This window comes from Variovorax sp. J22R115, assembly GCF_030317005.1.
GTDB lineage: Bacteria > Pseudomonadota > Gammaproteobacteria > Burkholderiales > Burkholderiaceae_C > Variovorax.
Genome location: NZ_JASZYM010000003.1, coordinates 287,121 through 312,795, shown reverse-complemented (window position 1 = coordinate 312,795; position 25,675 = coordinate 287,121). Strand labels below are relative to the sequence as shown.

Sequence of the window (25,675 nt, the reverse complement as noted above, 5' to 3'; positions counted from 1 at the left end):
AATGGCGCACTCACTCATCGGCGTCGACTACGCCCAGCCCATCGAGACTGCCGAAAGCGGACCCGCGTGCGACACCCGCCGGGCCTGGGCCCGTGTGCCTCCTGAGCCCACGGCGGCCGAACGCGACGCCTTGAAGGATCGCATCCGCTCGTTGTTGCGCGAGCGCAATGCGGTGATGGTGTCGCACTACTACGTGCACCCCGACCTGCAGGACCTGGCCGAAGAGACCGGCGGCCTGGTGAGCGACTCGCTCGAAATGGCGCGCTTCGGCCGAGACCATGCCGCGCAGACGCTGGTCGTTTCCGGCGTGCGCTTCATGGGCGAGACGGCAAAGATCCTCTCGCCCGAAAAACGTGTGCTGATGCCCGACCTGGACGCGACCTGCTCGCTGGATCTCGGCTGCCCGGTCGATGCCTTCAGTGCCTTTTGCGATCGGCATCCGGATCGCACGGTGGTCGTCTACGCCAATACCAGCGCTGCGGTGAAGGCGCGAGCCGACTGGCTGGTGACGTCGGGTTGTGCACTGGACGTGGTGCGGGCCTTGACGGCGCAAGGCCAGAAGATCCTGTGGGCGCCGGACCAGCACCTGGGCGACTACATCCGCCGCGAAACCGGGGCCGACATGGTGAGCTGGCAGGGCGCCTGCATCGTGCATGACGAGTTCAAGGCGCTGGAACTCGAACTGCTCAAGAAGGAGCACCCCGCGGCTCGCGTGCTCGTGCACCCTGAATCACCGGCCGACGTGATCGCGCTGGCCGATGCGGTGGGGTCCACCTCGGCCATCCTGAGTGCGGCGCAGCGCATGGATGCGAAGGAATTCATCGTCGCGACCGACACCGGCATGCTGCACAAGCTGCGCACACTCAATCCGGGCAAGACCTTCATCGCAGCGCCGACCTCGGGCAACGGTGCGACGTGCAAGAGCTGTGCGCACTGTCCGTGGATGGCCATGAACGGGCTGGCTGACGTGGCGCGCGCACTGGAAACGGGCGCGGGCGAAGTCCATGTCGAGCCGGCTCTGGGTCTGCGAGCGCGCGTGCCGATCGATCGCATGCTGGACTTCACCGCGAGGCTCAAAAGCGGGCAGCCCGCGGGCGCCATGGTCGCGGGAATCGGCGCAGCCTGAAGCTCCGGCGATGCCGGGCGCCGATCAGGTCTGCGCGTCGATTTCGAGGTTGTCGATCAGCCTCGTCGCGCCCAGGCGGGCCGCGGCGAGCGCAACGAGCGGGTCGCCGGGCGAAGGTGCTTGCAGGTCGGATCGTCGCCGCAGCACCAGGTAGTCGGGTTGCCAGCCGCGCGCCCGAAGGGCGTCCATCGCACGCGTCTCGACGGCCTCGAAATCGTGCTCGTCCGAGCGCACCGCCTCGGCCATGCCCTGAAGCGCCTTCGAAAGCTGCACCGCCTCCGCCCGCTCCGGCTCGCTCAGGTAGCCGTTGCGCGAAGACAACGCAAGGCCATCTGCGGCGCGCAGCGTCTCGACGCCCACGATCTCGATCGGCAGCGCGAACTGGCGAACCATGTGCCGGATGATCATGAGCTGCTGGTAGTCCTTCTTGCCGAACATGGCTGTGGCCGGTTGCACGCACGAGAAGAGCTTCATCACCACGGTGCAGACCCCGACGAAGAAGCCGGGGCGGAAATGGCCTTCGAGGATGTCGGCCAGCACAGGGTCGGGGTGCACCTTGCAGGTCTGCGGTTCGGGGTACAGCGCCTTTTCGTCGGGCGCGAACAGCACATCGCAGCCGGCTGCGCGCAGCTTCTCGCAATCGCTGTCCCAGGTGCGCGGGTAGGTGTCGAAATCCTCGTGCGGCAGGAACTGAAGGCGATTGACGAAGATGCTGGCCACCGTGACGTCACCCAGCGGCTTGGCCCGGCGCACGAGGTCGAGGTGGCCGTCATGCAGATTGCCCATCGTGGGAACGAAGGCGGGGCGGTGAGAGGCGCCAAGGTGTTCGCGCAATTCGGGGATGGTGCGTGCGATGTACATGGGATGGACCGTGATCGTCGAAAGGGAGCGAAGGGAGGCAGCGAGGGCCCGCTACCACGCGTGCAGCGCGTCGTCCGGAAAGGTGCCGTCTTTCACGGCGCGCACGTAGGCTTGCATCGCCTGTGCAATGCCGCCGCTTTCTGCCATGAAGTTGCGCACGAACTTCGGCATCTTGCCGAGGTTGATGCCCAGCATGTCGTGCAGCACGAGCACCTGGCCTGCCGTTGCGTGCCCGGCACCGATCCCGATGGTCGGGCATCGTGCAAGTTCTTGCGTGAGCGTGGCGGCGAGCGACGCGGGCACCATTTCCAGCACCAGCATCGCCGCACCTGCGTCCTGCAGTTCGAGCGCGTGCCGGCGCAGAAGTGCGGCAGCCTCGATGTCCTTGCCTTGCACGCGATAGCCGCCCAGCGCATGCACCGTCTGCGGCGTGAGGCCGAGGTGCGCGCACACCGGAAGGCCGCGCTCCACCAGGAAGCGCACGGTGTCGGCAGTCCAACCGCCACCTTCGAGCTTCACCATGTGGGCGCCGGCCTGCATCAGCACCGTGGCACTGCGCAGGGCCTGTTCACGCGACTCCTGGTAGCTGCCGAAGGGCAGATCGGCAACGAGCCAGGCGGTGCCTTGCACGCGGCGCAATCCGCGCGACACGCTTTCGGTGTGATAGCGCATGCTTTCAAGCGTGACGCCGACTGTGCTGTGCAGACCTTGGCAGACCATGCCGAGCGAATCGCCCACGAGCAGGCATTCAACGCCTGCGGCATCCGCCATCGCGGCAAAGGTGGCGTCGTAGGCGGTCAGCATCGTGATCTTCTCGCCGCGCGCATGCATGTCTGCCAGGCGCGGCAGGCTCAAGGGTTTGCGCAGGGATGGCGGCGACGCGGGTGGCAACGTGCCATAGGGACTTGCCGATTCCCTGGCGGTGATGGTTGACATGTTGATGGCTCGAAGTGAAATGCCGGCTGATCGACACGGCTCGGATGCCGCCTTGGATCATCTGAAAACGACCATGGCGGAGGGAAGCGCGCGGACTGTAGCATCGTCCAAATGGACGGCGGCGTTTTGACTCGGCCGCATGCGGTCAGTTGGTCGCCAACTCCGCCTGGGCGCGAAGCACGGCTTTGTTCGAGACCCCCACGACGCCGGAAAAAGGCGTGTCCAGTTCGAGGATGATGAAGATCGAACAGGCGAAGGCCAGCGCACAGATGGCCAAGGCGACGTTCACACTTCTATTGATGACCATGAACGCGCCCAGCCCGACGTAGATGGCCACCACCCATCCGCACACGATCACCAGCAGGGCAGCGGGCACCGAACTGTCCTCGCGCTCCGCGGTCAGTACGCGGCTCTGCGCGATATCGGAGGACAAGTGCATGGCGCGCGACTGGTACCACTTTTGGGAATCATTGCGCGGCAACATGGAGAGAATGGTCTGTTGAAGCCGCGTGATCGCGCGCAGGTCTGCGGAGTACTTGGCATCCTCCAGGCGTCGTTCCTTGTGGCGCTGTCGCTCGGTGAGCTCGACGATCCGGTTCAGGATGCCATGCAACTGGTCGCGAGCGGGGCGAGTCTCTTCCCCGAACCCCACGAGAGCGCGATCCAGCAGCACGATCGACGTAGAGAGCTGAATCAGCTCTGCCTCGCGTTCATCGAATGATCGCTTCGCGGAGGTGATCATGAGACCCAGCACCAACGCGAGCAGTGTGGCCAGCATTCCGATGCCGACCTTTGCGGAATCGCGTGCATCGCTCACAAGGTGGTGCTCCGGCAGCAGCGTCGACAGGCGAACGCCCAGCCAAAACCCGCTTTGGGTCAGAACGAAAACGAGAGCGGCGACGGTGTAGGAGAGCATTGGATGAACCCGGCACGAAGGTTGCCGAATCGGCTTCGAAGATGCGCTCCCTGACAAAAGACGATACCCGCTGACGCGAAAAGTGGGCAAGGACTTTGACATTGATGTGCCCGCGGCATCAATGCCGCCCGCCGTTTTCATCGAACCGACAGCGGCATCCCCCTAGCATCGATGCACGAGGTGGCATTCATGACTCCGAATCTTCAAGGTCCGAACATCGATGGCGGCAGCGAGGGCGGCGACCCTATCGCCGAGTTCTTCGTGCAAGGCGCGGAGGACCGGTACAGCGACTGGGATCTCTTCGCGAATATGGCGCACTGGGCCAGCGTTTCGGCCGGCCTCGCGTTGATGATGGCGGCCGGCCTGGGTTTTTTCTAGCTATCGATCAGGACGAGGCCGTGCAAACGCCGGTCTTCCTGTGACGGGCCGGCTGAACCACGCGCACAGGCGCCTTGGCCTGCGTCCGACTGCTCACGGTGTGGATCAACAGGGCGCCGACCACCATCGCCATCCCCAGCAGTTCATTGCCCGAAGGGAGCTTGCCCGACGCGACGCTCATCAGCAGCGCCGAGACCGGAATGAAGTTCAGGAAGGCCGTGCCGGTGATCGTGCCCAAGGAACGCACGCCATAGTTGAAGGCCAGTACGGCGATGGCGGACGACACGAGACCCACGTAGACCAGGCCGTGCCATGACAGCAGCAGGCCGTCGCCGCTGGGGATGTCCGCTGCACCCAGGACGGTCGCCAACGCGGCGCCGATCGCAAGCAGGGGCCATGACGCAACGACGGTCAATGCGCTGTATTCGATGACGTCGAGCCTGTCCGCGAACTGCGCGGCGCCGCGGGTGTACCAGACCCAGCCCAGCGTGCCTGCAAAGGCCACTGCATCACCCCATGCGGTCGATGTCTCGCCGTGAGCGTTGTGCGGCGACAGCGCACCTGAGACGATGACCACGCCGACCAGCGCGAGCAGGCTGGTGAGCAGCGTCGAGCGGGCGGGCCGCACGCCGTCGAGTGCCCAACGCAGCAACTGCGTCGTCATGGGCGTGGTGGCCATGATGATCGCGCCATGCGACGGCACGGAGTGCGCGAGGCCAGTCAGCAGCATCACGCTGAACACGCCGTAGCCTGCCACCCCTCGCACCGCGAGCGGCAGCGCATGGGCGCGAAGCTTGCGCCACGGCGCCATGCCGCGCGGCGCGATCAATGCGACGAAAAGGATGACGGAGAAGGTGTAGCGGATCAGCGTCAACCAAACCGGGTCGACGTGGTGAAGAACCCCTTTGCTGACGAGGAACATGCCTCCCCATGCGGAGGTGGCGAGCAGCAGCGCGGCGATGCCGAGTGAGCGTGGATGGATGGTGATCATTGAGGTGCCTGCAATGTGGAATCGATGGGCAGAAGCATCGGCGCCAGGTCGCTCGTTGACCATTCGTTTCTTTGGACGGGGCTTTCGGCTTTTGCGAATGGCCCGATGCGACCATCGCGCTCACAATTCGCGGCATGGAGCTTTACCAACTCAAGACCTTCGTCGCGATCGCCAGGGAGGGCAGCCTCACGCGTGCGGCCGAACGCGTCTTCACGAGCGCGCCAGCCGTAAGCGCGCAGCTCAAGGCGCTGGAGGATGAGCTCGGTGTCAAGCTGTTCGACCGGACGCCGCGGGGCATGACGCCGACGGATGCCGGCCTCAGCCTGCTCGAGGATGCAGAGCGCACGCTGGCTTCGGCGATGCGCATGCGATCGGCCGCCGAGCAGATCCGTGGTGCGGCGCAGGGTGTGGTTCGCTTCGGCACCGTGGTCGACCCGGTCGCGTTGCGGCTGGGGGATGTGCTGGTCAAGCTGGCCGAGCGTCATCCGCACGTGACGCTGCAATTGCAGCAGGGCTTGTCGCATCAGACGCTCGAGGGCGTGCGGCGAGGAGATCTGGACTGTGCCTACGCGCTGAGCGATGGCGAAGAGATCGACGGCCTCGCGGTGCAGCGCCTTGGTGCGGTCGATCTGGTGGTGACGCTGCCGACCTCGCTCGCGCGCTCGAATCCAACGATGAGCCTCGAGACGCTGACCAACCTGCCCTGGGTGGGCACGCCGCCCTCATGCATCCTGCGCGCGCATCTCGACGGCCTGTTCAACAGCATCGGCCGCGAGTATCGACCGGCGATGACTGCCGACAGCGAGAGCGCGCTGCGCGCGATGGTCGCCAGTGGCTTGGGCGCGGGCTTGCTGCGGCTCGACCAGGCCGAGCAAGCCGAACGCAAAGGCGAACTCGCGATCTGGCCAGGCTGGCGCTCGCACACCTGGCTGTGCTGGGTGGCGTCTGCGGACGACAGGCGTGCGCCGGCGGTGGATGCCGTGCGCGCCGCGGTGCTCGAGGCGTGGGCCTGAGACGGTACGTACTACCGAAGGCGAGCCGGCCCCAGCATCTCCGGCGTGATCCCGAAGGACGCCGGGTGCGCAGGGACGGGCAGTCCGCGCGCCAGGGCAGCGCAGGTCTCGCCCATCGCGGCCGAGGTCTGGATGCCGTAGCCGCCCTGAGCCGCAATCCAGAAGAAGCCCGGCGCCTCGTCGTCGAAACCGCCGACCAGATCACCGTCGGCCACGAAGGAGCGCAGCCCCGCCCATGTTCGCGTCGGCCTGCGGATCGCCAGCGTGGTCGCCTCTTCGATGCGATGGATCGCCATGGCGATGTCCATTTCCTCGGGCTGCACGTCCTGCGGTTCCACCGGGTCGGCGTTGGCGGGCGAGCCGAGCAGCATTCCTGCATCCGGCTTGATGTACCACTCCTCGTCGGCGTCATGCACCAGGGGCCACCTGGCAATGTCCATGTTCTCGGGCGGCGCGAAGATGAAGGCGGAGCGGCGGCACGGTTCGATGCCAAGTGGCCGCACGCCGGCCAGCCGCGCGATGATGTCGACCCACGCGCCGGCGGCGTTGAGCACGACCGGTGCTTCGTACACCGCGCCGCCTGCATGCACGCGCCATCGGTCCTGCACGCGCTCCATGGCCGTTACTTCGGCGTCGCACGCCAGCTTGCCGCCCGCCTGTCGCATGCCGCGCAGGTAGCCCTGATGGATGGCATGGACGTCCATGTCGGCGGCATCGGGCTCGTACACGGCACCGATGAGGCGTTCCGGTCGCAGCGCCGGGACGATGGCGCAGGCTTCTTCGCTGCTCAGTCGCCGCGCGTCGGGTGCCATCGCGTGCAGCACTCGCCAATGTTCTTCAAGCTGGGCGGATTGCCCCGGGCCCGCGACCATCATCGCGCCGCGTGGCGTGAGCAAAGGATGTTTGGCGAAGCCTGCAGGCGGATGCTGCAGAAACGCCCGGCTCGCCATCGTGAGTGCGCGCACCTGCGGCGTGCCGTAGCTCTCCATGAAGAGCGCCGCCGAGCGTCCGGTCGAGTGGTAGCCGGGTTGCGCCTCGCGCTCCAGCATGACGATGCGGCCATGCGGCGCCAGCCAGTAAGCGACGGAAGCGCCGGCAATGCCGCCGCCGATGATGAGGAAGTCGGCTTGCACCGCGGAGGAGAAAGTAGTCATGGCGCTGCTGGATTCGAATGCGGCGCAGTGTAGTGAGAAAACGTGTGGATACACGCGGCAGGATCTCGCCCGCTCCGCTTTTCGCTAACCTAGCGCGATGACTGCACTTGCTTCGCTGCGCGCCGGCGCCGACGCGCCCATCGGCCCGCCGCCACCGGCGCCCGATCTGCCGACGCCACCGCCTCCGGTCACGCCGCCGCCCGCGCCCGTGGTGGACCCGCCGCCTGCGGACCCACCGTTCGTCGAGCCCGGCGCGCCGCCGCCCGTCGCCGATCCGCCTCCGGGCGCGGTGGCGCTGGGCCGTGTGCATGCGCGACGGCTGCGCGAGGTCTATCGATCGGCCGGCTGGCCTTGCTGCGACGCCATCGAGGTCGACCTGCTGGCCGCCGGCCTGCTGGAGCGGGTGCGAACCACGCACGGCCACGAAACGCTGCGCGTGACCGATGCCGGCATCGCGCGCATTGCGACCAGCCTCGTCGTCAACCGGGCCGTGACATCGAGGCACGAAGCGCTCGTGGAGCAGGTCGCCCGCGAGATGACACGTGCCGGCCGAGTGGCCTGGCGCGGGCTCAGCCTGCGTGCGCGCCTGCCTGAAGTGGAGGAGGGCGGCAAGCCACGCTGGTGCATCGCGCGGCCGGACGTGTTTTCCATCCGCAATACCAGCGTCGAGGCGTACGCGCAGCCGATCGTCCACGAGGTCAAGGTCAACCGCGCCGACCTGTTGAGCGACCTGCGCAAACCCGACAAGCGCGCCGCCTACCTCGATCTGGGCGGCGAATGCTGGTACGTGCTGGGCTGCGACGCGAAGGGGCGACCCATCGGCGAGCCCGACGAGATCCCGTCCGCATGCGGCGTGCTGATCGCGCAGGAAGGCCGGCTTGTCGTGGCGCGGTCGGCCGTGCATCGTGCGTTGCAGCGCCTGCCGTTCGCCGTGTGGATGGCGCTTGCGAAGGCGCAGCCGGTAGCGGGATTCGACGAGGAAAGCCAGGATCTGCTCGGGGATTTCGCGGACTGATCCTCCTTGCCGTGTGGTCATCTTCCGCTGCCCTTAGGTGCAATAGCCGTGGACGGTTCAGCCACTTATGCTGCGTGGTGTCCGGGGCTGCTTTGGCGCCCGGCAAGGAGGCGATATGCGTGCCCTGTCCTTTCGATTCGCGCGTGCCCTGATGCTCGCCGCAGCGTTTCTCTCGGCGCTTGCGAGCGCGCAGCAGGCGCCGACCTTTTCCAGGGAGCAACTCGACCAGATGATGGCGCCGATCGCGCTGTACCCCGACTCGCTGCTGTCGCAGGTGCTGATGGCCGCGACCTATCCGGCAGATGTCGCCGATGCGGCGAAATGGTCGAAGGCCAACCCGAACCAGAAGGGCGACGCGGCGCTGAAGATGGTCGCGAACCAGCCCTGGGACCCGAGCGTGCAGTCGCTCGTTGCGTTCCCGCAGGTGCTGCAGATGATGGGCGATCAACCCGACTGGGTGCAGAACCTGGGTGATGCCTTCCTGGCTTCGTCCAAGGACACCCTCGACGCGGCCCAGCGCTTGCGCGCCCAGGCGCAGAAGACGGGCAGCCTCAAGAGCTCCGAACAGCAGAAGGTGATCGTCGAGCAGGAGCCGCAGACGCAGCAGACGATCATCAAGATCGAGCCGGCGAATCCGGAGGTGGTGTACGTGCCGGCCTACAACCCGACCGTCGTGTACGGCGCGTGGCCGTATCCGGCCTATCCGCCTTACTACTATCCGCCGGCGCCTTACTACTACCCCGGCGCGGCGCTCGCGACGGGCATCGCGTTCGGTGTCGGCGTGGCCGCCACCGCCGCACTCTGGGGCAACACCAACTGGGGCGGCGGGAACGTCAACGTCAACGTCAACCGCTACAACAGCGTCAACGCGAACCGGCAGATCAGTGCCAACCAGACGAACTTCCAGCACAACGCGGCCAACCGGCGCGGCGTGCCGTACCGCGATTCAGCGAGTCGGCAGCAGTTCGGCAAGGATGTCGCCGGCGCGAACCAGCGCAACGATTTTCGCGGACGCGACACGGCAGCCCGTGACGCGCAGCGCCAGCAGGCTCAATCCCAGCTGCAGCAGCGCGGCATGGACCCGGGCCAGGGCCGCGACCAGCTGCGCAACGACCCGGGCACACGCGACCGCGCGCAGGCGGCAGACCGAGACACTGGCCGCGATCGAGCGGGTCCAGGCGGTGACCGCGCGGGTGACCGCGTCGGGGACCGCGCTGGCGACCGTGCCGGTCCCCGCGCTGGAGCGGGGGACCGCGGGGGAGCGGGCGACCGTGGAGGACCGGGCGGACGCGGCGGTGCCGACCAGGGGCTGCAGCGGACGCAGCATGGCGGCGGCGGCGACAACGCCCTGCGAGGCGCAGGTGATGCCGGGGGGCAGGCCCGCCAGCAAGCAAGTCGCGGCGATGCGAGCCGCCAGTCCATGGCGCAGAACCGCGGCGGAGGCGGGGGCGGGGGTGCGCACATGGGCGGAGGCGGTGCCCGCACGAGTCCTGGCGGAGGTGGCGGAGCACACATGGGTGGCGGTGGCGGTGGCGCACGCATGGGTGGAGGCGGTGGCGGTGGCGGTGGCGGCGCGCGCGGTGGAGGCGGTGGGCGCGGCGGTGGCGGTCGTCGCTGATCGAGAGGCACACATGACGCAATCCACCTGCTCAGGAGATCGGACCATGTCCTTTGATGCCACACCTTTCAAGACGCTTGCGGCCTCTGTGGTCGTGGCGCTGTCGCTCGCCTCGGGCGCTTCATTCGCGCAAAAGGCCTACCCCACGCCCGATGCCGCGGCGCAAGCTTTCGTCGACGCCCTGGCGCGCACTGATGTCGACGCAATGCGCAACGTGCTCGGACCCGAATGGCGGCGCTTCGTGCCGGAAGGCACCGTCGACCAAGAGGACGTCTACGAATTCCTCGCCGCCTGGGCGAAGCAGCACAAGGTCGTGCTCGAACAGCCGGACAAGGCCCTGCTCGCCGCCGGCCCCGGAGATTGGACACTGCCCGTGCCCATCGTGAAGACAGCCGCCGGCTGGCGCTTCGACCCGAAAGCGGGCGCCGACGCCATGCGCAGCCGTCGCATCGGGCGCAACGAGCTCAGTGCAATGCAGGCCGCGCTCGCGTACTTCGATGCCCAGAAGGAATACGCGCAGAAGGACCGCGACGGCAATGGCGTGCTCGAGTACGCACAGAAGTTCGTGAGTTCGCCCGGAAAGCACGACGGGCTCTACTGGCCCGACGCTACGGGACAGGACGAAAGCCCGCTCGGGCCGCTCTATGGCGGGCAAAGAGCCGGCGAGGGCTACCACGGCTACCACTTCAAGATCCTCAAGGCCCAGGGCAAGGACGCTCCGGGCGGGGCCTACGACTACGTGATCGGCAACCGCATGCGCGGCGGATTCGCCTTGATCGCATGGCCGATCCACTATGGGGAGACGGGCGTGATGAGCTTCGTCGTCAGCCACGATGGCAAGGTGTACGAGAAGGATCTTGGCGTGGGCACCGATGCCGCCGTTCGGGCCATGGCGCGCTTCAACCCGGATTCAAGCTGGCGCAAGGTAGACGTGCCCGGGAGCTGACCGGTGCCCGCGCCACTCTTGCAAGGGCTCTGGACGGAAGTTGTAGTCCGCTTGTCACACGTGCGACAGAACGTAAACTAAGGGTGGCGCCAAGTCCGTTCGCGCACGGAAATGAGGAGTACCCGATGCAACCAGTCCTGGAGATCCGCAAGCTCGGCGAGCGCTGCTACACCTATACCGTCCGCGCACCTCGCTCCGCGGGCGAGCCACCGCCCAAGGCCTGCTATGTGGATCTGGGGCTTACCTCATTTGCCGACTGCCTTCGCGACGCCGCGGAGGCGCTGACCTATTTTTCACGTGTCTACATCCGCTATGAAGGCCTGTGCGTCGGCGAGCAGATGGTGATGCGGCTCGAAAGCCAGCCCGACACGGTGGCTCGCGAACTGCTGGCGGACTACGCGAGCCAGATCGAAGTGCCACCGGCGCCCAAGCCCGTGCCGCTCCAGCCGGCGGACGTACGCACTTCGGTCACTCGCAGTGCCACGCCGACCGGGTCAGTTCAGGTGGTGTAGTCGCCGCTGGCCTCCGGCTGGTAGTGGACCTCGGCCACCTCGGCGTTGAACTCCTCACCGCCGGGCGTTCGCCATTGGGCCGTTGCGCCAATTCGCAATCCAAGCAGGCTCATGCCCACCGGCGAAAGCACCGACACCAAACCCGTGGCCGGATCGGCATCGGTGGGATAGCACGGGGTCAGCTTCTGGCGCTGGCCCGTACGCGTGTCCACGATCGTGACCTGCGAGTTCATCGTGACGAAGTCGGGAGCGATCTCGCGCGAGGGCATCACCTCGACCAGGTCCAGCAACTCTTCGAGGTCCGAGTGGGGTTTCACGGCGACCAGCTTCGTGAGGCGAACGTGATCCAGTTCGGTGAGCGTGCGATCGCCGTAGTTCTTTGCATGCATGAAAGGCACTCCTGTCGAAATGAGCGACCTGCCGACATCTTCAGCGGTCGCCAACGCGCGAGAACTGGGGCCCGGCGGTCGATGTTGCGCTAAATGAAAGAAAGAGGGGATCGCCGGGCCAAGGAGTGTGCGGCCGGCTGGCCCAGTCCCAGCATGCCCACGCCATTGCCGAGCGAACGCGTGTGCGCGCGGCAGTGGAAGAGGACGGGGGTGGGGAGATGCATGCGCTCGATTGTAGGAGGCCGCATCAAGGGTGGGGAGATGGAGCGGGTGAAGGGAATCGAACCCTCGTATGAAGCTTGGGAAGCTGCCGTTCTACCATTGAACTACACCCGCAGACCGGCGCGAATTCTACCGCGGGCCTTGAGTGGGTCAGCGAACCGAAGGTCGTGCCGCACCGCGCGCATTCAAGTACACCGAGTACAGCGATGTCGTCGCGCAAATGAACAGCCGATTGAGCTTCGGCCCGCCAAAACACACATTGGCCACCACCTCGGGCACCCGGATCTTCCCGATCAGCTTTCCATCCGGTGCATGGCAGTGCACGCCATCCCCGGCGCTTGCCCACAGATTGCCTTGCATGTCGATGCGGAACCCATCGAACAAGCCGTAGCGGCACTCCGCGAAGACTTCGCCGCCGGACAAGCTACGCCCGTCGGCTTCGACGCGAAAGCGCCGGATATGCCGGGGGCCGTCGTGCACGTGCGTGACCCCGGAGTCCGAGACGTAAAGCAAGCTTTCGTCCGGTGAAAACGCGAGCCCATTGGGTTGCACGAATCCATCGGCGACTCTGCTGACTGCGCCCGACTCCGCGTCGATGCGGTAGACGCGCTGGCTCCCGATCTCGCTCGGCGCCGCGTCCCCTTCGTAGTCGCTGTCGATCCCGTAGGTGGGGTCGGAGAACCAGATGCTCCCATCCGACTTGACGACCACATCGTTCGGCGAGTTGAGCCGCTTGCCCTCGAACCGCGACGCGAGCACGCTGCGCGTGCCGTCATGCTCGGTGCGCGACACGCAACGCCCGCGGTGCTCGCAGGACACCAGCCGGCCCTGCAGGTCGACGGTGTGGCCGTTGGTGTTCAGCGCCGGTTGCCGGAACACGGAGACCGAACCGTCGGTCTCGTCCCAGCGCAGCATGCGGTCGTTCGGAATGTCCGACCACACGAGATACCGCCCGGGCGCGAACCACGCCGGTCCTTCGGCCCAGCGGCAGCCGGTGTAGAGCTTCTCGACATGGACGTTTGCGAAAACGAGTTGACGAAAGCGCGGGTCGAGTGATTCGAAGCTGGGCACGAGGTCGATCACCATTTGCTCCTGTGGGTTCACCGTCATCGAGGCATTGCGAATGTCGGCACGATCATCTTACAAAGCGGGTGATGACATCCGCACCTGCGCCGACCCGGCGCCTCTTCATCGGCCTGTTTCCCGATCCGGGCGTACAGGCTGCCATCGATGCGCACCGTCGCAATTGGTGGTGGCCGCCCGGCGCGCGAATGATTCCGCCAGCGCGCGTTCACATGACGCTGCACTTTCTCGGCGAGGTGCCCACGATGCAGCAGGCGGCGTTGCAGGACGGACTCGCCGAAGTGCCGATGCAGGCGTTGACGCTGGTACTGCGAACGCCGGAAGTCTGGCGCAATCCTGTCGCGGTGTTGCGGCCGGATGAGGACGAAGTGCTGCGCGCATTGCACGAACGCTTGAAGCGGCCGCTCCAACAGGCGGGGCTTTCACCGGAGCGGGCGCACTGGCTGCCGCATCTCACGATCGCGCGCAAGTGCCTGGGCGCCGTCCCGCCCGATGAACCGCCGCTGATTCCCTGGCAGGTCAGCGAGTTCGTGCTGGTCTGTTCGCACCTGACGCCGCCCGTCCACTACGAGATCCTGGCGCGCCATTCCACGCGTCGTCAACGATAGCAATCGGTTGCGGCAGAATCCTCCGATGAAGAAATTTCCGGTCGAAGCGAGCCTGCTTCTTGTCGATGACGACCCCGCCATCATTCAGGTACTGAGTCGGATACTTTCGGACTACACGACGGTTCGTTTCGCAACCAGTGGTGCCGATGCATTGCAGCTCAGCAAGGAATCGATTCCCGACCTGATCCTGCTCGACGCGCAGATGGGCGACATGAGCGGCCTGCAGGTGTGCGAAGCATTGAAGGCCGACCCGGCGTTGGCCGATGTGCCGGTCATCTTCGTGAGCAGCCACCAGGAATCCGAACTCGAAGTGGCGGTGCTGGAACTCGGCGCAGTCGATTTCATCCGCAAGCCATTCAATGCGTCGCAGGTGACGGCACGGGTGAACACCCAGCTCAAGCTGAAGCGCCTGTCGGACGACTTGCGCCGCTTGTCCAGGATCGATGGGCCCACGGGTCTCGGCAACGATCACGCCTATGCCGAGATCCTGGTGCGCGAAACACTTCGCGCGGCCGAGTCGGGTCAGTCGGTTGCGCTCGTCATGCTCGAGGTCGATTTCTTCCAGTCCTTCGAGGTGCTCTACGACCGGAAGGCCGCGGATGTCTGTCTTGTGGCCATTGCCGAATCCTTGCGGGGCAGCGCGCGCCGGCCCGGCGATTTCGTCGCCAGACTGGATCGCGAACGCTTTGCGCTGGTTCTGGCGGACACCTCCGCGGACGACGCGCTGCACGTGGCCAATCGCGCGCTGAGGTCCGTCGAAGCGTTGGACATCAGCCACCAGGGTTCCGCCGTCTCGCGTCACGTGACGTGCAGCGCCGGCGTCGCCTGCCTCGATGCCGCGGCGCGCGAGGAACTGGTCGGCGCGGGGGGCGATGCCGTGGAGGCCCTCGAGCGCGCCGCCCGTGATGCACTCGCCGAGGCAGCCAGGGCAGGGCGAGCGCAGGCGAGCCGGATGGCCCCCAAGGCGCCGCCGCCGGAGCCCGGCACCGAGGCTGATTGACCATCCCCGTGGGGCTTCGGCAGTCCGCGCGATCGCTGATCTGGCTGGGCATCGGCCTGTGCATGGCAGCGGGCGCGGGGTGGTGGCAGGCGCGTTACAACGATTCACTCGCGCAAACGCGCTTCGACGCACTGGCCCGGCGCGCGGTCGAACAACTCACATCGCGCATGCACGCTTTCGAGTTCGGCTTGCGCGGAGCGCGTGGGGCTGTCATTGCGGCGGGCGGAGAAGGGGGCATCACTCGGCTGCGGTTCGCGCAGTTCAGCGCTTCACGCGATCTGGAGCGTGAGTTTCCCGGCTCGCGAGGATTCGGCTTCGTGCGCCGCGTGCCGGTCGCGCAGGAGGCCGCCTTCGTCGCGGCGGCGCGGCTCGACGGCAAGCCCGATTTCAGGATTCATCAACTCGGCGTGAACGAGGGCGATCGCTTCGTCATCCAGTATTTCGAGCCGTCGGATTCCACCAGTCCTGCCATCGGACTGGACATCGCATCGGAGCCCAACCGTCGCGCCGCCGCCGAGCGCGCCATGCAGACGGGCGAAGCCGCGATGACCGCGCCGATCGCGCTGGTGCAGTCGGAGACGGCGTCGCCAAGCCAGCTCTCCGTGTTGATGCTGTTGCCCGTCTACAGGGCGGACACGCAGCTCGGCCGCCTGCAGCAGCGCCGGCACCGGTCCGCTGCGGCGCGCGGTACGCCGGACGAAGGGTTCGGCTGGATCTACACGCCTCTGATCATCGACGAAGTGCTGAAGGGATTCGATTTCCAGGACGGCGAGTTCGCCCTGGCCCTGGCCGATGTGACGCCGCCCGACAAGCCGGTGCCCTTCTTCACCTCGCCGGGCCATTCATCGGTCCGGCCCGGTGCGCTCAAGAACGTGCTGCCGCTGAATCTCTACGGCCGCACCTGGCACGTGGAGGTCAGCGCGCAGCCGATGTTCCTGAAGCGGTTGAACCTGCGCAGCCCGTGGGCCGCGGTGCTGATCGGCTCGACGCTGGCGCTGCTGCTGGCTCTGCTGTCCTTCATCGAGCAGACGACGCAGCGGCGCAAGCAGCAGGCGGGCGAACAGCGCTCGCGGCTCGCGGCGATCGTGACCAGTTCCAACGACGCCATCATCGGCTGCCGGCTCGACGGAACGATCACCGACTGGAACGACGCAGCGGCCAAGATCTTCGGGTACACCTCCCAGGAGGCGCTCGGGCAGCCCATGCAGGCCCTGCTGTTGCCGCCGGACTATGCGCAGGAAGAAGAGACGCTGCTGCGCCACATTGCGCAAGGCAAGTCGGTCGCCGCGTTCGAGACCTTCCGGCGTCACCGCGACGGCACGGCCGTGGCAGTCTCGGTGGCGGCAGCGCCGATCCGCTCGGCGGACGGCCGCGTGCTCGGCGCCGCCGAGACCCTGCGCGACATCACGCACGAGAGGGCGACCAAGGCGCACATCCTCGAGCTGAACGCGACGCTGGAGCAGCAGGTGGTCGAACGCACCGGCGAGCTGGTGGCGCTGTCGGCGCGCGAGCGGGCCATCCTCGACGGAGCGGCGAGCGCCATCATCGCCACCGAGGTCAATGGCATGGTGACGCTGTTCAATCCCGCGGCGGAGGCCTTGCTGGGCTATTCGGCCGCCGAGGTCGTGAACCAGATGGAGATGAACCGCTTCCACGACGTGTTCGAGGTCCACAGCCGCGCGATGGCGCTCACCACCGAGCTGGGGCGTCCACTCGAAGTGTGCGAGGTCTTCGCGCCCGCGCCGGGCACCGGCCGGGCTCGACCCCGGGAGTGGACCTATGTCCGCAAGGACGGCAGCCGGGTAGCCGTGCACCTGAACGTGAGTCCGTTGCGCGATGCGGCCGGCAGCGTGGTCGGCTTCATCGCGATCGCGACCGACCTGTCGGAACGCAAGGCGGTCGAGGAAAGGCTGCACAAGAACGAGCGCTTCATGCGCATCGTGACCGACAACATCCCGGGGATCGTCGCCTACTGGACGACGGAGATGCGCTGCAGCTTCGCGAATAGCGCCTACCGGCGCTGGCTGGGGCGTGCGCCCGAGGAGATGCTCGGGATCACGCAGGTGGAGTTGCTCGGCCCTGAACTCTTCCGCGAGAACGAACCCTACATCCGCGCCGCATTGGCCGGGAACGACCAGCGCGTGATGCGTACCCGCACGCTGGCCGACGGATCGACGATGCACTACTGGCTGCACTACATCCCCGACTTCGACGAGTACGGCGTGGTGCAGGGCTTCATCTCGGTAGCGGTGGACGTCACCGACATGCGCCGCGCGCAAGACCAGCTCGAGAGCCTGAACCTCGCGCTGAACGAGCGCAGCGCGCAGGCGGAATCGGCGAGCAAGGCCAAGAGCGAATTCCTTGCCAACATGAGCCACGAGATCCGCTCGCCGCTCAACGCGGTCATCGGGCTGGCCTATCTGCTGCGGCAGACCTCGCTGGATGACAGGCAGCGCGAGTTCCTGCGAAAGATCGATGACGCCAGCAACGCGCTGCTGGGCGTCATCAACGACATCCTCGACATCTCCAAGATCGAGGCCGGAGAGATGGCGCTCGATGAATCCGAGTTCGGGCTGGGCGATCTGCTCGACAGCGCCATTTCGATGATGACCGTTGACGCCAGCGAGAAGGGCATCGCGTTGGCGCTGGAATCCGGTGCCGATCTTCCAAAGCACCTGGTCGGAGACGTCACCCGCATCCGGCAGATTCTCGTCAACCTTCTGAGCAATGCCGTCAAGTTCACCGCGCAGGGGTCGGTCCGGCTGAATGTGCAGGTAAAGGAGCGGCTGGAGGATCGCCTCCGCCTGCGCTTCGCCGTGATCGATACGGGCATCGGTATCGAGGCCGATGTGCTCGACCGGCTGTTCACGCCTTTCACGCAAGCCGACACATCGACCACGCGCCGCTTCGGCGGCACGGGACTGGGCCTGTCCATCGTGAAGCAACTCACGGAATTGATGGGCGGCGAACTCGGCGTCAGCAGCACCCCGGTCAGCGGCAGCGAGTTCTGGGTCATCCTGCCGCTGGACATTGCCGGCGAGGGCGCCATTCAGCCTGCGCTACCCACTCGCGCAGCGTCGACGGACCGGCGCCTGTCCCGGATGCGCGTGCTGGTGGCAGACGACAGCGCTGTGAACCTGGAGGTTTGCCAGCACATCCTCGAACGCGAAGGCGCTCAGGTCAGCGTGGCGTTGGATGGCCGCGAAGCAGTCGAGACGCTGCGCAGGAGTCCGCAGACTTTCGATCTGGTGCTGATGGACGTCCAGATGCCCACGCTCGACGGCAACGAGGCCACGCGGATGATTCGTAGCGAGTTGGGCCTCAGGGCATTGCCGGTGGTCGCGCTGACGGCCAGCGCGCTGGTCGCCGAGCGCGATCGCGCGCTCGAAGCCGGCATGAACGACTTCATCAGCAAGCCTTTCGATGCCGAGGTGCTGGTGCGCACCGTGCGACGTTGCGTGGAGCGTGCACGGGGCCGGCTGGTGCCGACCGCGCATGAGGAGGCTCCAGCCATGGCGCCGCTTCCGCCCGGCTGGCCGTTGATCCAGGGCATCGACGCGCAGGGCGCATCGAAGCGGCTGATGGGCGACAGCGCTCTCCTCTTGAGCGTTTTGCGCAGCCTGCTCGCGGAGTTCGCCGACCTGGCTCGCGAGGGGGATGCGTCCTCCGGCGGATCGTCTTCGGCTCTCGCGGCCCGCTTGCACAAGCTGCAAGGCAGCGCTGGCGTGATCGGGATCGACGGCGTGCGGCAGCAGGCAGCCGAGGGAGAGGCGGCGCTGAGAGACGGCGACCCCCAACGGGCCGGTCGTGCGCTGCGTGCGCTGGGCGCGGCGCTGCGGAATCTGCAGGCGGCGGCCCAGCCGTTTTTCGATGCGACGGACGCCAGGGCTGGGGCCGACGATGATGCGACGCCCATCGATCCCGACGGGCTGGCCTCGCTCATCGATCTGCTGCGCAAGCAGAGCATGGCGGCGATGCCGTTGTTCGACGAACTGGGTCCGTCGTTGCGCCACTCGCTGGGCAGCGAACGCTTCGCGGCGCTGGAGCGGGCCATGCAGGCGCTTCAGTTCAGGCAGGCGGTCGAGATCCTGCAGATCGGCCAGGGCGCATAGCCATTGCCCGGTCAGGGCTGGGCGGCTTCAGCTTCGTTTCCGCCGCCGTTTGCGAATCAGCAGTGCATACGCGCCCAGGTTCAGGACGGCGACAAAGGTGCCCGATGCGATCTGCGCGCCGCGAGTGAGGCCCTCGGGATAGATCACGCCCAGCAGGTAGTGATCGATGAATCCGCCGGCGTAGCCGGCCTGGCCGGCCGCGCGCCGCAACTCGTTCTCGAGGGGCGTGAGCGGGCATTCCCATCCGAACCAGGCCACCCAGGCAGCCCACGCGACCGCCGGCAGATGCAGCCAGGCCAGTCGTGGCCAGCGCCAGACCAGGACGCCACCGGCCAGGGCGAACAGGATGAAGAGGCCGTGCAGGACCAGGATGGCATCGGCCAGGACTCGGTTGCTCATGTCCGGGATTTTCCCCAAACCTATAATGGAATGTTCACGCAGATCAAGCAGTTAGGTGGGTTCGATGCAGGGGCTGCCCGCAACCGGCCGCCTTCGCCACAAGCCAAAACCCAAGATGAGCCAGCCCACCTTCAGCGTCGCCGACATCCGCAAGTCGTTCCTCGATTTCTTCGCGACCAAGGGCCACACCGTCGTGCCCTCGAGTTCGCTGGTTCCCGGCAACGATCCGACCTTGATGTTCACCAACTCCGGCATGGTGCAGTTCAAGGACGTGTTCCTCGGCACCGACAAGCGCCCCTATGTGCGCGCGGCTTCCGTCCAGGCCTGCCTGCGCGCCGGCGGCAAGCACAACGATCTCGAGAACGTCGGCTACACCGCACGTCACCACACCTTCTTCGAGATGCTGGGCAACTGGAGCTTCGGCGACTACTTCAAGCGCGAGTCGCTCAAGTGGGCCTTCGAACTGCTGACCCAGGTCTACAAGCTGCCGGCCGAGAAGCTCTGGGCCACCGTCTACATCGAGGACGACGAGGCCTACGACATCTGGACGAAGGAAATCGGACTGCCACCGGAGCGTGTCGTGCGCATCGGCGACAACAAGGGCGGCCGCTACATGTCCGACAACTTCTGGATGATGGCCGACACCGGCCCTTGCGGACCCTGCAGCGAGATCTTCTACGACCACGGCCCCGAGATCGCCGGCGGCCCGCCCGGCAGCCCCGATGAAGACGGCGACCGCTACATCGAAATCTGGAACAACGTGTTCATGCAGTTCGACATGCAGCCCGACGGCAGCGTCAAGCCGCTGCCCGCGCCCTGCGTCGACACCGGCATGGGCCTGGAGCGCCTGGCCGCCATCCTGCAGCACGTGCACAGCAACTACGAAATCGATCTGTTCGACGCGCTCGTCAAGGCCGCATCGCGCGAGACCGGCGAGAACGACCTCGGCAACAAGAGCCTGCGCGTGATCGCCGACCACATCCGCGCCACGGCCTTCCTGGTGGCCGACGGTGTGATCCCTTCGAACGAAGGCCGCGGCTATGTTCAGCGCCGCATCGTGCGCCGCGCCATTCGCCACGGCTACAAGCTCGGCCAGAAGAAACCCTTCTTCCACAAGCTCGTGCCTGACCTCGTGGCGCTGATGGGCGACGCCTATCCCAAGCTCAGAGCCGACGAGAAGCGCATCACCGATACCCTGAAGGCCGAGGAAGAGCGCTTCTTCGAGACCCTGGCCAACGGCATGGAAATCCTCGATGCGGCGCTCGCGGACGGCGCCAAGGTGCTGCCGGGTGAAGTCGCCTTCAAGCTACACGACACCTACGGATTTCCGCTCGACCTTTCGGCCGACGTTTGCCGTGAGCGCGGCGTCGCCGTCGATGAAGCCGGCTTCAGGGCCGCCATGGAAAAGCAGAAGGCCGCAGGCCGCGCCGCCGGCAAGTTCAAGATGGAACGCGCCGTCGAGTACACGGGCGAGGGCAATGCCTTCACCGGCTATGAGCATCTCGAAGAGAAGGCCAAGGTCGTTGCGCTGTATTTCGAAGGCGCCCCCGTGCAGCAGCTGGCCGAAGGCCAGCCTGGCATCGTCGTGCTCGACACCACGCCCTTCTATGCCGAAAGCGGCGGTCAGGTCGGCGACCAGGGCATGCTGACCGCCGAAGGCGTGCAGTTCGGCGTCGAGGACACGCAGAAGATCAAGGCCGACGTGTTCGGCCACCACGGCACGCAGACGCAGGGCACGTTGAAGGTCGGCGACGCCGTCACGGCCCGTGTCGACACCGCGCGCCGCGCCTCGACCATGCGCAACCACAGCGTCACGCACCTGATGCACAAGGCCTTGCGCGAAGTGCTGGGCGAGCACGTGCAGCAGAAGGGCTCGCTGGTCGATGCCGACAAGACGCGCTTCGACTTCGCGCACAACGCGCCCGTCACGGCCGAGCAGATCCTGGAGATCGAGCGGCGCGTCAATGCCGAGATCCTCGCCAACGAAGCCACTCAGGCCCGGCTGATGGACATGGAATCGGCGCAGAAGACCGGCGCCGTGATGCTCTTCGGCGAGAAGTACGGCGAAACCGTGCGCGTGCTCGACATCGGCAGCAGCCGCGAACTGTGCGGCGGCACGCACGTTTCCCGCACCGGCGACATCGGGCTCTTCAAGATCGTGAGCGAAGGCGGCGTGGCCGCAGGCGTTCGCCGCATCGAGGCCGTGACCGGCGCCAATGCCTTGACCTACTTGCAGGAACTCGAAGCCACGGTCAACAGCGTCGCCGCCACGCTCAAGACGCCGGCCTCGGAACTGCAGGCGCGTCTCGCGCAGGTGCTCGACCAAGTGCGCGCGCTGGAGCGTGAGGTCGGCTCGCTCAAGGGCAAGCTCGCGTCCTCCAAGGGCGACGAACTGCTTGCGCAGGCGGTCGACGTCGGCGGCATCAAGGTGCTTGCGGCCAAGCTCGACGGCGCGGACGCCAAGACGCTGCGCGACACCATGGACAAGCTCAAGGACAAGCTCAAGACCGCGGCCATCGTGCTCGCGGCCGTCGACGGCGCCAAGGTGCAGATCGCGGCCGGCGTCACTTCCGACACCATGGGCAAGGTGAAGGCGGGCGAACTCGTCAACTTCGTGGCCCAGCAGGTCGGCGGCAAGGGCGGTGGCAAGGCCGACATGGCGATGGCCGGCGGCACCGATGCGGCAGGCGTTCCGGCCGCGCTGAAGTCGGTGCAGGGCTGGGTCGCGGAACGCCTTCAATCGAACTGATGAGCGACGAACTGGCCGCCGATGTCCTCGTGATGGGGGCAGGCACCATCGGGTGCTTCATCGGCGGCAGTCTGGCTGCGGCGGGTGTTCGCGTCGCGCTGGTGGGGCGTCCTCGCGTGCTGGGGGACGTTGCTGCGCACGGGCTGACGCTCACCGATCTCGACGGCACGCGCCATCAGGTTCTGCCGGACGTGCTGCGGCTGTCGAATGAAGTACCGGCCGGCGTGCGGCCTGCGCTGGTACTGCTGACCGTCAAGAGCGGCGCGACCGAGGAAGCGGCAGCGGAACTGGGTGCGGTGCTGCCTGCCGGCACGCCGGTGCTGTCGCTGCAGAACGGCATCTCGAATGCCGCCGTTGCATCGCAAGCCGCGCCGAAGCTGAACATCCTTCCTGCGATGGTCCCTTACAACGTCGCGGAGATCGGCGCCGGTGCCTTCCATCGCGGCACGGTCGGCCGGTTGGCCGCGAAGGACGACCCTGCGCTGCGGCGGTGGGTTGCGGTGTTCGATCGCGCGGGCGTGCCCATCGATCTGCATCCCGAACTCTTGCCGATCCAGTGGGGCAAGCTGCTGCTCAATCTCAACAACCCGGTCAACGCGCTGTCCGGGCTGCCCTTGCGCGACGAGTTGCTTCAGCGTGGCTATCGCCGCTGCCTCGCCGCGCTGATGGACGAGGCGCTCGCCGCGCTCGACAAGGCCGGCATCGCGCCGGCTCAACTCGCGGCCGTGCCGGCGCGTCGCCTGCCCGCGATCCTGCGGTTGCCGACGCCGCTGTTCCGGCTGGTCGCGGCGCGCATGCTGCGCATCGATGCCAAGGCGCGTTCCAGCATGGCCGACGATCTGGCGCTCGGCCGGCGCACCGAGATCGATGCACTGTGCGGTGAAGTGGTGCGGCTGGCCGAAGCGAGCGGCATGCGAGCGCCGCTCAACGCGAAGATGGTCGAACTGCTGGAGGGCTGGCCCGAGCGCAAGACGCGCTGGACGCCGGCGCAGTTGTTGGCGGAAATGCGTCTATAGATCGCGAAGGCGCTACGCGGGATCGCGTCCCGCTGGCGCCACGCTGGCACCCTGGATGCGATGCCGGGCCAATGCATCGGCCACGAAGCCGCTCGCTTTCATCTCCTCGACGAACGCGTTGAGCGCCGCGCCGGCTTCGCCGCCGCGGGAGGAGGGCGTGCCCATTGCCTGCTGGATCACCATGAAACGGCCCGGGAGCAGGCGCAGCCCTGGCGCCTTTTCGGCCTCGGCTTCGAGCACCTGTCGGATGCCTGCCGCCACGTTCACCTGGCCCGCGTGGAGGCTTTCCATCACCCCCTTGGCGCCTTGCACGCGAACGATCTGCGCCTGCTTGATTTCGCGAGTGAGGAAGAGGTCGTAGGCGCTGCCGGCGCCGACGGCGATCCGCTGTGCATCGCTGTCGACCTCTTCATTGCGCGTGAGCGGCGAGGCGGCGGGCACGAGGTAGCTGCCTTCGATCAGCACATAGGGCGCGGTGAACTGCATGCCTTCGCTGCGCAGCGGATCGATCGCGAAGAAGCCGATGTCGGCCTGCTCGTTGCGGACCGCATCGACGGACGCGGCGGCCTTCTCGAACACTACGAGTTCGATGGCAACGCCGAGTCGCCGCGCGAACTCGCGCGCGAGATCGATCGACACGCCGACCGGCTCTCCGGTGGCGGCATCCCTGTTCGCGAGGATCGGGTTGCCGAGATTGATGGAGGCGCGCAGCGCGCCGGTGGGCGTGAAGGCCGAAACCACGGCCGCGGGGAGGGTGGTGCTCATCCCCCGATTCTGCCGCGCTACGCAACGGCCGCGCGCCGTCCCTTGCGATAGAGCGCCAGCGTCGCGCCCAATCCGCACACCGCGGCGAAGCTGAGCCAGTAAGCGGGCGCCGCCTTGTCCCCGGTCGTCTCGATCAGCCAGGTCGAGATGGCGGGCGTGAAGCCGCCAAAGACCGCTGTCGCCAGGCTGTAGGCCAGCGAAAAGCCCACCACTCGGACTTCCACCGGCATCACCTCCGTGAGGGCCACGACCATCGCACCGTTGTACATGCCGAACAGGAACGAGAACCACAGCAGCACGTCGAGCATGCGGCCGAAACTCGGCGCCGCAGCGAGCCAGTGCATCGCGGGGTAGGCGGTGAAGATGGCCAGGATCGTGACCGCCAGCAGCAAGGGCTTTCGCCCGATGTGGTCCGACAGCGCACCGCCGATGGGAAGCCAAATGAAATTGGTGACGGCGACCAGCAGCGTGACGATCAGGCTGTCCTTCGCGCTCAGGTGCAGCACGGTCTTGCCGAAGGTGGGCGTGTAGACGGTGATCAGGTAGAAGGTGGTCGTGGTCATCGCGACCAGCATCATTCCGGCCAGCACGACCCTCCAGTTGCGCACCATGGACTGGAACACTTCGCGTGTGCTCGGATGGTGCTTGCGCGCCTGGAAGGCCTCGGTCTCCTGCAGCGAGCGGCGCAGGACGAAGATGCACGGGATGATCATGCAGCCCACGAAGAACGGCATCCGCCAACCCCATCCGGCCAGCGCGGCAGGAGCCATCATTTCGTTGAGCGCGAAGCCCAGCGCGGCGGCCAGCACGATCGCGACCTGCTGGCTCGCCGATTGCCACGCCGTGTAGAAGCCCTTGTGGCCGGGCGTCGCCATCTCCGACAGATATACCGAGACGCCACCCAGTTCGGCGCCGGCCGAGAAGCCCTGCAGCAGGCGGCCGAGTAGCACCAGCACGGGCGCGATCGCGCCGATCGTCGCGTAGCCGGGCACGAAGGCGATGAGCACGGTGCCACTGGCCATGATGCCCAGCGTGACGATCAAACCCTTGCGCCGTCCCACTTCGTCGATGTAGGCGCCGAGGATGATCGCGCCGAGAGGGCGCATCAGGAATCCCGCGCCGAACACCGCAAAGGTCAGCATCAGCGAGGCGAAGTCGCTGCTCGCGGGGAAGAAGGCCTTGGAGATGTAGGTGGCGTAGAAGCCGAACAGGAAGAAGTCGAACTGCTCGAGGAAGTTGCCGCTGGTCACGCGCAGCACGGCGCCGAGCTTGGAGGTGCTGCGAGGCGGCGCGGCGTGGCCGGGGGCCAGTGTGGCGGTGCTCATGGGTGTCTCCTGAGGGGTGGACGCGCCGGTGTCGGTGCGGTCCATTCATCGTAGGGAGGCAACCTGTCGAACAGCCGTCATCTCGCTCGGGGTATGTCCTGCCCCCGGGAGTCAGGCGCTGCTCAGGCGGTGAGGGCTAGCGCTCGCGCCACGCGCCCTGTTCGCGCAGGGTCGTCTTGCTGCCCTTCGTGACGATCAGCCAGCCGTCCTGCCCGACGAAGTAGCTGGTGTTGCCATCGTAGAACTGCCAGCCCATTGGATTGCAGGGCGCATTGCCGGGCGGGCAAGGCCGCTGCGCGGGCTTGCCCACCATGTTGAGTTGGCTGCCCGTGCGCTTGTGCGTATCGGCGTAGGCGAACTGTTCGCAGTCCGTCACCCGCTCGCCGCACAGGGGCGTGATCTCCACCGTGTAGGTGCGCGTGTCGAGCGTGGCAGCGTGCAGCAGAGGGACGGCCATCGCTGCGGCGAAGGCGAGGGCGGGCGCGAGGTGGTTCATGCGCCCATCGTCGCCAGGTAAGCGGACGTAAAAGATAGGGTTTAT

The 25,675-nt window shown here is 66.7% G+C and carries 23 protein-coding genes and 1 tRNA gene; 12 read left to right on the top strand and 12 right to left on the bottom strand.

Annotated elements, in window-relative coordinates; all coding sequences use genetic code 11:
- The first annotated feature begins 1 nt into the window (after position 1).
- Positions 2-1,126, top strand: a complete 1,125-nt coding sequence (gene nadA, locus QTI04_RS06820; RefSeq protein ID WP_286603467.1) for a quinolinate synthase NadA — start codon at positions 2-4, stop codon at positions 1,124-1,126.
- A 24-nt stretch (positions 1,127-1,150) separates the two neighbouring features.
- Here nadA and panC read toward each other — a convergent pair whose 3' ends face one another.
- The 3 genes from panC to QTI04_RS06805 all read right to left on the bottom strand — a co-directional run bounded on the left by panC (position 1,151) and on the right by QTI04_RS06805 (position 3,980).
- Entirely contained in the window at positions 1,151-1,987 is an 837-nt protein-coding gene (panC, locus tag QTI04_RS06815; RefSeq protein WP_286603466.1) for a pantoate--beta-alanine ligase, read from the bottom strand.
- A 51-nt stretch (positions 1,988-2,038) separates the two neighbouring features.
- Positions 2,039-2,923, bottom strand: a complete 885-nt coding sequence (gene panB / locus QTI04_RS06810; protein ID WP_286614644.1) for a 3-methyl-2-oxobutanoate hydroxymethyltransferase — start codon at positions 2,921-2,923, stop codon at positions 2,039-2,041.
- Positions 2,924-3,068: 145 nt separating this feature from the next.
- The gene (locus QTI04_RS06805; protein WP_286614642.1) at positions 3,069-3,980 is read right to left on the bottom strand and encodes a hypothetical protein; all 912 of its coding nucleotides are present in this window, start codon (positions 3,978-3,980) and stop codon (positions 3,069-3,071) included.
- Between the two features lie 48 nt (positions 3,981-4,028).
- On the opposite strand from QTI04_RS06805, the gene QTI04_RS06800 reads away from it, so the two are divergent.
- On the top strand, positions 4,029-4,217 hold the full coding sequence (locus QTI04_RS06800; RefSeq protein WP_286614640.1) for a hypothetical protein: 189 nt from the start codon (positions 4,029-4,031) through the stop codon (positions 4,215-4,217).
- A gap of 7 nt (positions 4,218-4,224) precedes the next feature.
- Here the strand turns inward: QTI04_RS06800 and QTI04_RS06795 are convergent, their stop codons facing one another.
- Complete coding sequence (locus QTI04_RS06795) at positions 4,225-5,208, bottom strand: DMT family transporter (RefSeq protein ID WP_286603462.1); 984 nt, start codon at positions 5,206-5,208, stop codon at positions 4,225-4,227.
- 134 nt (positions 5,209-5,342) lie between these two features.
- Here QTI04_RS06795 and QTI04_RS06790 point away from each other — a divergent pair, with 134 nt between their 5' ends.
- Complete coding sequence (locus QTI04_RS06790) at positions 5,343-6,221, top strand: LysR family transcriptional regulator (RefSeq protein ID WP_286614637.1); 879 nt, start codon at positions 5,343-5,345, stop codon at positions 6,219-6,221.
- Between the two features lie 11 nt (positions 6,222-6,232).
- Here QTI04_RS06790 and QTI04_RS06785 read toward each other — a convergent pair whose 3' ends face one another.
- Positions 6,233-7,375 (bottom strand): FAD-binding oxidoreductase, encoded by a 1,143-nt coding sequence (locus tag QTI04_RS06785; protein ID WP_286614636.1) that lies wholly within the window; start codon positions 7,373-7,375, stop codon positions 6,233-6,235.
- A gap of 97 nt (positions 7,376-7,472) precedes the next feature.
- Here QTI04_RS06785 and QTI04_RS06780 point away from each other — a divergent pair, with 97 nt between their 5' ends.
- The 4 genes from QTI04_RS06780 to QTI04_RS06765 all read left to right on the top strand — a co-directional run bounded on the left by QTI04_RS06780 (position 7,473) and on the right by QTI04_RS06765 (position 11,466).
- Positions 7,473-8,390 carry a hypothetical protein gene (locus QTI04_RS06780; RefSeq protein WP_286603458.1) on the top strand — a complete coding sequence of 306 codons (918 nt, stop codon included), beginning with the start codon at positions 7,473-7,475 and terminating at the stop codon, positions 8,388-8,390.
- A 115-nt stretch (positions 8,391-8,505) separates the two neighbouring features.
- Positions 8,506-10,008: a DUF3300 domain-containing protein gene (locus QTI04_RS06775; RefSeq protein ID WP_286614634.1), complete on the top strand. Its 1,503-nt coding sequence runs from the start codon at positions 8,506-8,508 to the stop codon at positions 10,006-10,008.
- A gap of 46 nt (positions 10,009-10,054) precedes the next feature.
- Complete coding sequence (locus QTI04_RS06770; protein WP_286603456.1) at positions 10,055-10,954, top strand: DUF2950 domain-containing protein; 900 nt, start codon at positions 10,055-10,057, stop codon at positions 10,952-10,954.
- Between the two features lie 125 nt (positions 10,955-11,079).
- A complete protein-coding gene (locus QTI04_RS06765; RefSeq protein WP_286614632.1) occupies positions 11,080-11,466 on the top strand; it encodes a hypothetical protein in 387 nt (128 codons plus the stop codon).
- Here QTI04_RS06765 and QTI04_RS06760 read toward each other — a convergent pair.
- From QTI04_RS06760 to QTI04_RS06750, 3 genes are all read right to left on the bottom strand, one after another.
- Complete coding sequence (locus QTI04_RS06760; RefSeq protein ID WP_286603454.1) at positions 11,454-11,855, bottom strand: GreA/GreB family elongation factor; 402 nt, start codon at positions 11,853-11,855, stop codon at positions 11,454-11,456. The two genes, QTI04_RS06765 and QTI04_RS06760, sit on opposite strands and share 13 nt — an antisense overlap.
- A gap of 262 nt (positions 11,856-12,117) precedes the next feature.
- Positions 12,118-12,191: transfer RNA gene (locus tag QTI04_RS06755), tRNA-Gly, on the bottom strand.
- Positions 12,192-12,227: 36 nt separating this feature from the next.
- Positions 12,228-13,163, bottom strand: a complete 936-nt coding sequence (locus QTI04_RS06750; RefSeq protein ID WP_286614631.1) for an SMP-30/gluconolactonase/LRE family protein — start codon at positions 13,161-13,163, stop codon at positions 12,228-12,230.
- Between the two features lie 68 nt (positions 13,164-13,231).
- Between QTI04_RS06750 and thpR the strand changes: the two genes are divergently transcribed.
- The 3 genes from thpR to QTI04_RS06735 are packed head-to-tail and all read left to right on the top strand — an operon-like array spanning position 13,232 to position 18,880.
- Positions 13,232-13,768, top strand: coding sequence for an RNA 2',3'-cyclic phosphodiesterase (gene thpR / locus QTI04_RS06745; protein ID WP_286614628.1), 537 nt, complete (start codon positions 13,232-13,234; stop codon positions 13,766-13,768).
- Between the two features lie 25 nt (positions 13,769-13,793).
- The gene (locus QTI04_RS06740; protein WP_286614627.1) at positions 13,794-14,768 is read left to right on the top strand and encodes a response regulator; all 975 of its coding nucleotides are present in this window, start codon (positions 13,794-13,796) and stop codon (positions 14,766-14,768) included.
- Positions 14,765-18,880, top strand: a complete 4,116-nt coding sequence (locus QTI04_RS06735) for a PAS domain S-box protein (protein ID WP_286614625.1) — start codon at positions 14,765-14,767, stop codon at positions 18,878-18,880. The genes QTI04_RS06740 and QTI04_RS06735 overlap by 4 nt, the downstream gene beginning before the upstream one ends.
- A 27-nt stretch (positions 18,881-18,907) precedes the next feature.
- On the opposite strand, the gene QTI04_RS06730 is transcribed toward QTI04_RS06735, so the two are convergent.
- Positions 18,908-19,279, bottom strand: coding sequence for a DUF2784 domain-containing protein (locus QTI04_RS06730; RefSeq protein ID WP_286614624.1), 372 nt, complete (start codon positions 19,277-19,279; stop codon positions 18,908-18,910).
- A gap of 115 nt (positions 19,280-19,394) precedes the next feature.
- Between QTI04_RS06730 and alaS the strand changes: the two genes are divergently transcribed.
- Positions 19,395-22,028: an alanine--tRNA ligase gene (gene alaS, locus QTI04_RS06725; protein ID WP_286614623.1), complete on the top strand. Its 2,634-nt coding sequence runs from the start codon at positions 19,395-19,397 to the stop codon at positions 22,026-22,028.
- A complete protein-coding gene (locus tag QTI04_RS06720) occupies positions 22,028-23,044 on the top strand; it encodes a 2-dehydropantoate 2-reductase (RefSeq protein WP_286614621.1) in 1,017 nt (338 codons plus the stop codon). The genes alaS and QTI04_RS06720 overlap by 1 nt, the downstream gene beginning before the upstream one ends.
- Positions 23,045-23,056: 12 nt before the next feature.
- Here QTI04_RS06720 and QTI04_RS06715 read toward each other — a convergent pair whose 3' ends face one another.
- The 3 genes from QTI04_RS06715 to QTI04_RS06705 form a co-directional block, all read right to left on the bottom strand.
- Positions 23,057-23,809: a transporter substrate-binding domain-containing protein gene (locus QTI04_RS06715; protein WP_286614619.1), complete on the bottom strand. Its 753-nt coding sequence runs from the start codon at positions 23,807-23,809 to the stop codon at positions 23,057-23,059.
- Positions 23,810-23,826: 17 nt separating this feature from the next.
- The gene (locus QTI04_RS06710; protein WP_286614618.1) at positions 23,827-25,134 is read right to left on the bottom strand and encodes an MFS transporter; all 1,308 of its coding nucleotides are present in this window, start codon (positions 25,132-25,134) and stop codon (positions 23,827-23,829) included.
- Between the two features lie 136 nt (positions 25,135-25,270).
- On the bottom strand, positions 25,271-25,630 hold the full coding sequence (locus QTI04_RS06705) for a hypothetical protein (protein ID WP_286614616.1): 360 nt from the start codon (positions 25,628-25,630) through the stop codon (positions 25,271-25,273).
- Positions 25,631-25,675: the final 45 nt, after the last annotated feature.

What these genes read in the sequence shown, in the direction of transcription:
- QTI04_RS06800 (WP_286614640.1), top strand. Translation starts at nt 4,029, where the DNA reads ATGACTCCGAATCTTCAAGGTCCGAACATCGATGGCGGCAGCGAGGGC.
- QTI04_RS06740 (WP_286614627.1), top strand. Translation starts at nt 13,794, where the DNA reads ATGAAGAAATTTCCGGTCGAAGCGAGCCTGCTTCTTGTCGATGACGAC.
- QTI04_RS06780 (WP_286603458.1), top strand. Translation starts at nt 7,473, where the DNA reads ATGACTGCACTTGCTTCGCTGCGCGCCGGCGCCGACGCGCCCATCGGC.
- QTI04_RS06750 (WP_286614631.1), bottom strand. Translation starts at nt 13,163, where the DNA reads ATGGTGATCGACCTCGTGCCCAGCTTCGAATCACTCGACCCGCGCTTT.
- QTI04_RS06705 (WP_286614616.1), bottom strand. Translation starts at nt 25,630, where the DNA reads ATGAACCACCTCGCGCCCGCCCTCGCCTTCGCCGCAGCGATGGCCGTC.
- QTI04_RS06730 (WP_286614624.1), bottom strand. Translation starts at nt 19,279, where the DNA reads ATGAGCAACCGAGTCCTGGCCGATGCCATCCTGGTCCTGCACGGCCTC.
- QTI04_RS06760 (WP_286603454.1), bottom strand. Translation starts at nt 11,855, where the DNA reads ATGCATGCAAAGAACTACGGCGATCGCACGCTCACCGAACTGGATCAC.
- panB (WP_286614644.1), bottom strand. Translation starts at nt 2,923, where the DNA reads ATGTCAACCATCACCGCCAGGGAATCGGCAAGTCCCTATGGCACGTTG.
- alaS (WP_286614623.1), top strand. Translation starts at nt 19,395, where the DNA reads ATGAGCCAGCCCACCTTCAGCGTCGCCGACATCCGCAAGTCGTTCCTC.
- nadA (WP_286603467.1), top strand. Translation starts at nt 2, where the DNA reads ATGGCGCACTCACTCATCGGCGTCGACTACGCCCAGCCCATCGAGACT.
- thpR (WP_286614628.1), top strand. Translation starts at nt 13,232, where the DNA reads ATGACATCCGCACCTGCGCCGACCCGGCGCCTCTTCATCGGCCTGTTT.
- QTI04_RS06805 (WP_286614642.1), bottom strand. Translation starts at nt 3,980, where the DNA reads ATGAAAACGGCGGGCGGCATTGATGCCGCGGGCACATCAATGTCAAAG.
- QTI04_RS06720 (WP_286614621.1), top strand. Translation starts at nt 22,028, where the DNA reads ATGAGCGACGAACTGGCCGCCGATGTCCTCGTGATGGGGGCAGGCACC.
- QTI04_RS06715 (WP_286614619.1), bottom strand. Translation starts at nt 23,809, where the DNA reads ATGAGCACCACCCTCCCCGCGGCCGTGGTTTCGGCCTTCACGCCCACC.
- panC (WP_286603466.1), bottom strand. Translation starts at nt 1,987, where the DNA reads ATGTACATCGCACGCACCATCCCCGAATTGCGCGAACACCTTGGCGCC.
- QTI04_RS06775 (WP_286614634.1), top strand. Translation starts at nt 8,506, where the DNA reads ATGCGTGCCCTGTCCTTTCGATTCGCGCGTGCCCTGATGCTCGCCGCA.
- QTI04_RS06765 (WP_286614632.1), top strand. Translation starts at nt 11,080, where the DNA reads ATGCAACCAGTCCTGGAGATCCGCAAGCTCGGCGAGCGCTGCTACACC.
- QTI04_RS06770 (WP_286603456.1), top strand. Translation starts at nt 10,055, where the DNA reads ATGTCCTTTGATGCCACACCTTTCAAGACGCTTGCGGCCTCTGTGGTC.
- QTI04_RS06710 (WP_286614618.1), bottom strand. Translation starts at nt 25,134, where the DNA reads ATGAGCACCGCCACACTGGCCCCCGGCCACGCCGCGCCGCCTCGCAGC.
- QTI04_RS06790 (WP_286614637.1), top strand. Translation starts at nt 5,343, where the DNA reads ATGGAGCTTTACCAACTCAAGACCTTCGTCGCGATCGCCAGGGAGGGC.
- QTI04_RS06795 (WP_286603462.1), bottom strand. Translation starts at nt 5,208, where the DNA reads ATGATCACCATCCATCCACGCTCACTCGGCATCGCCGCGCTGCTGCTC.
- QTI04_RS06785 (WP_286614636.1), bottom strand. Translation starts at nt 7,375, where the DNA reads ATGACTACTTTCTCCTCCGCGGTGCAAGCCGACTTCCTCATCATCGGC.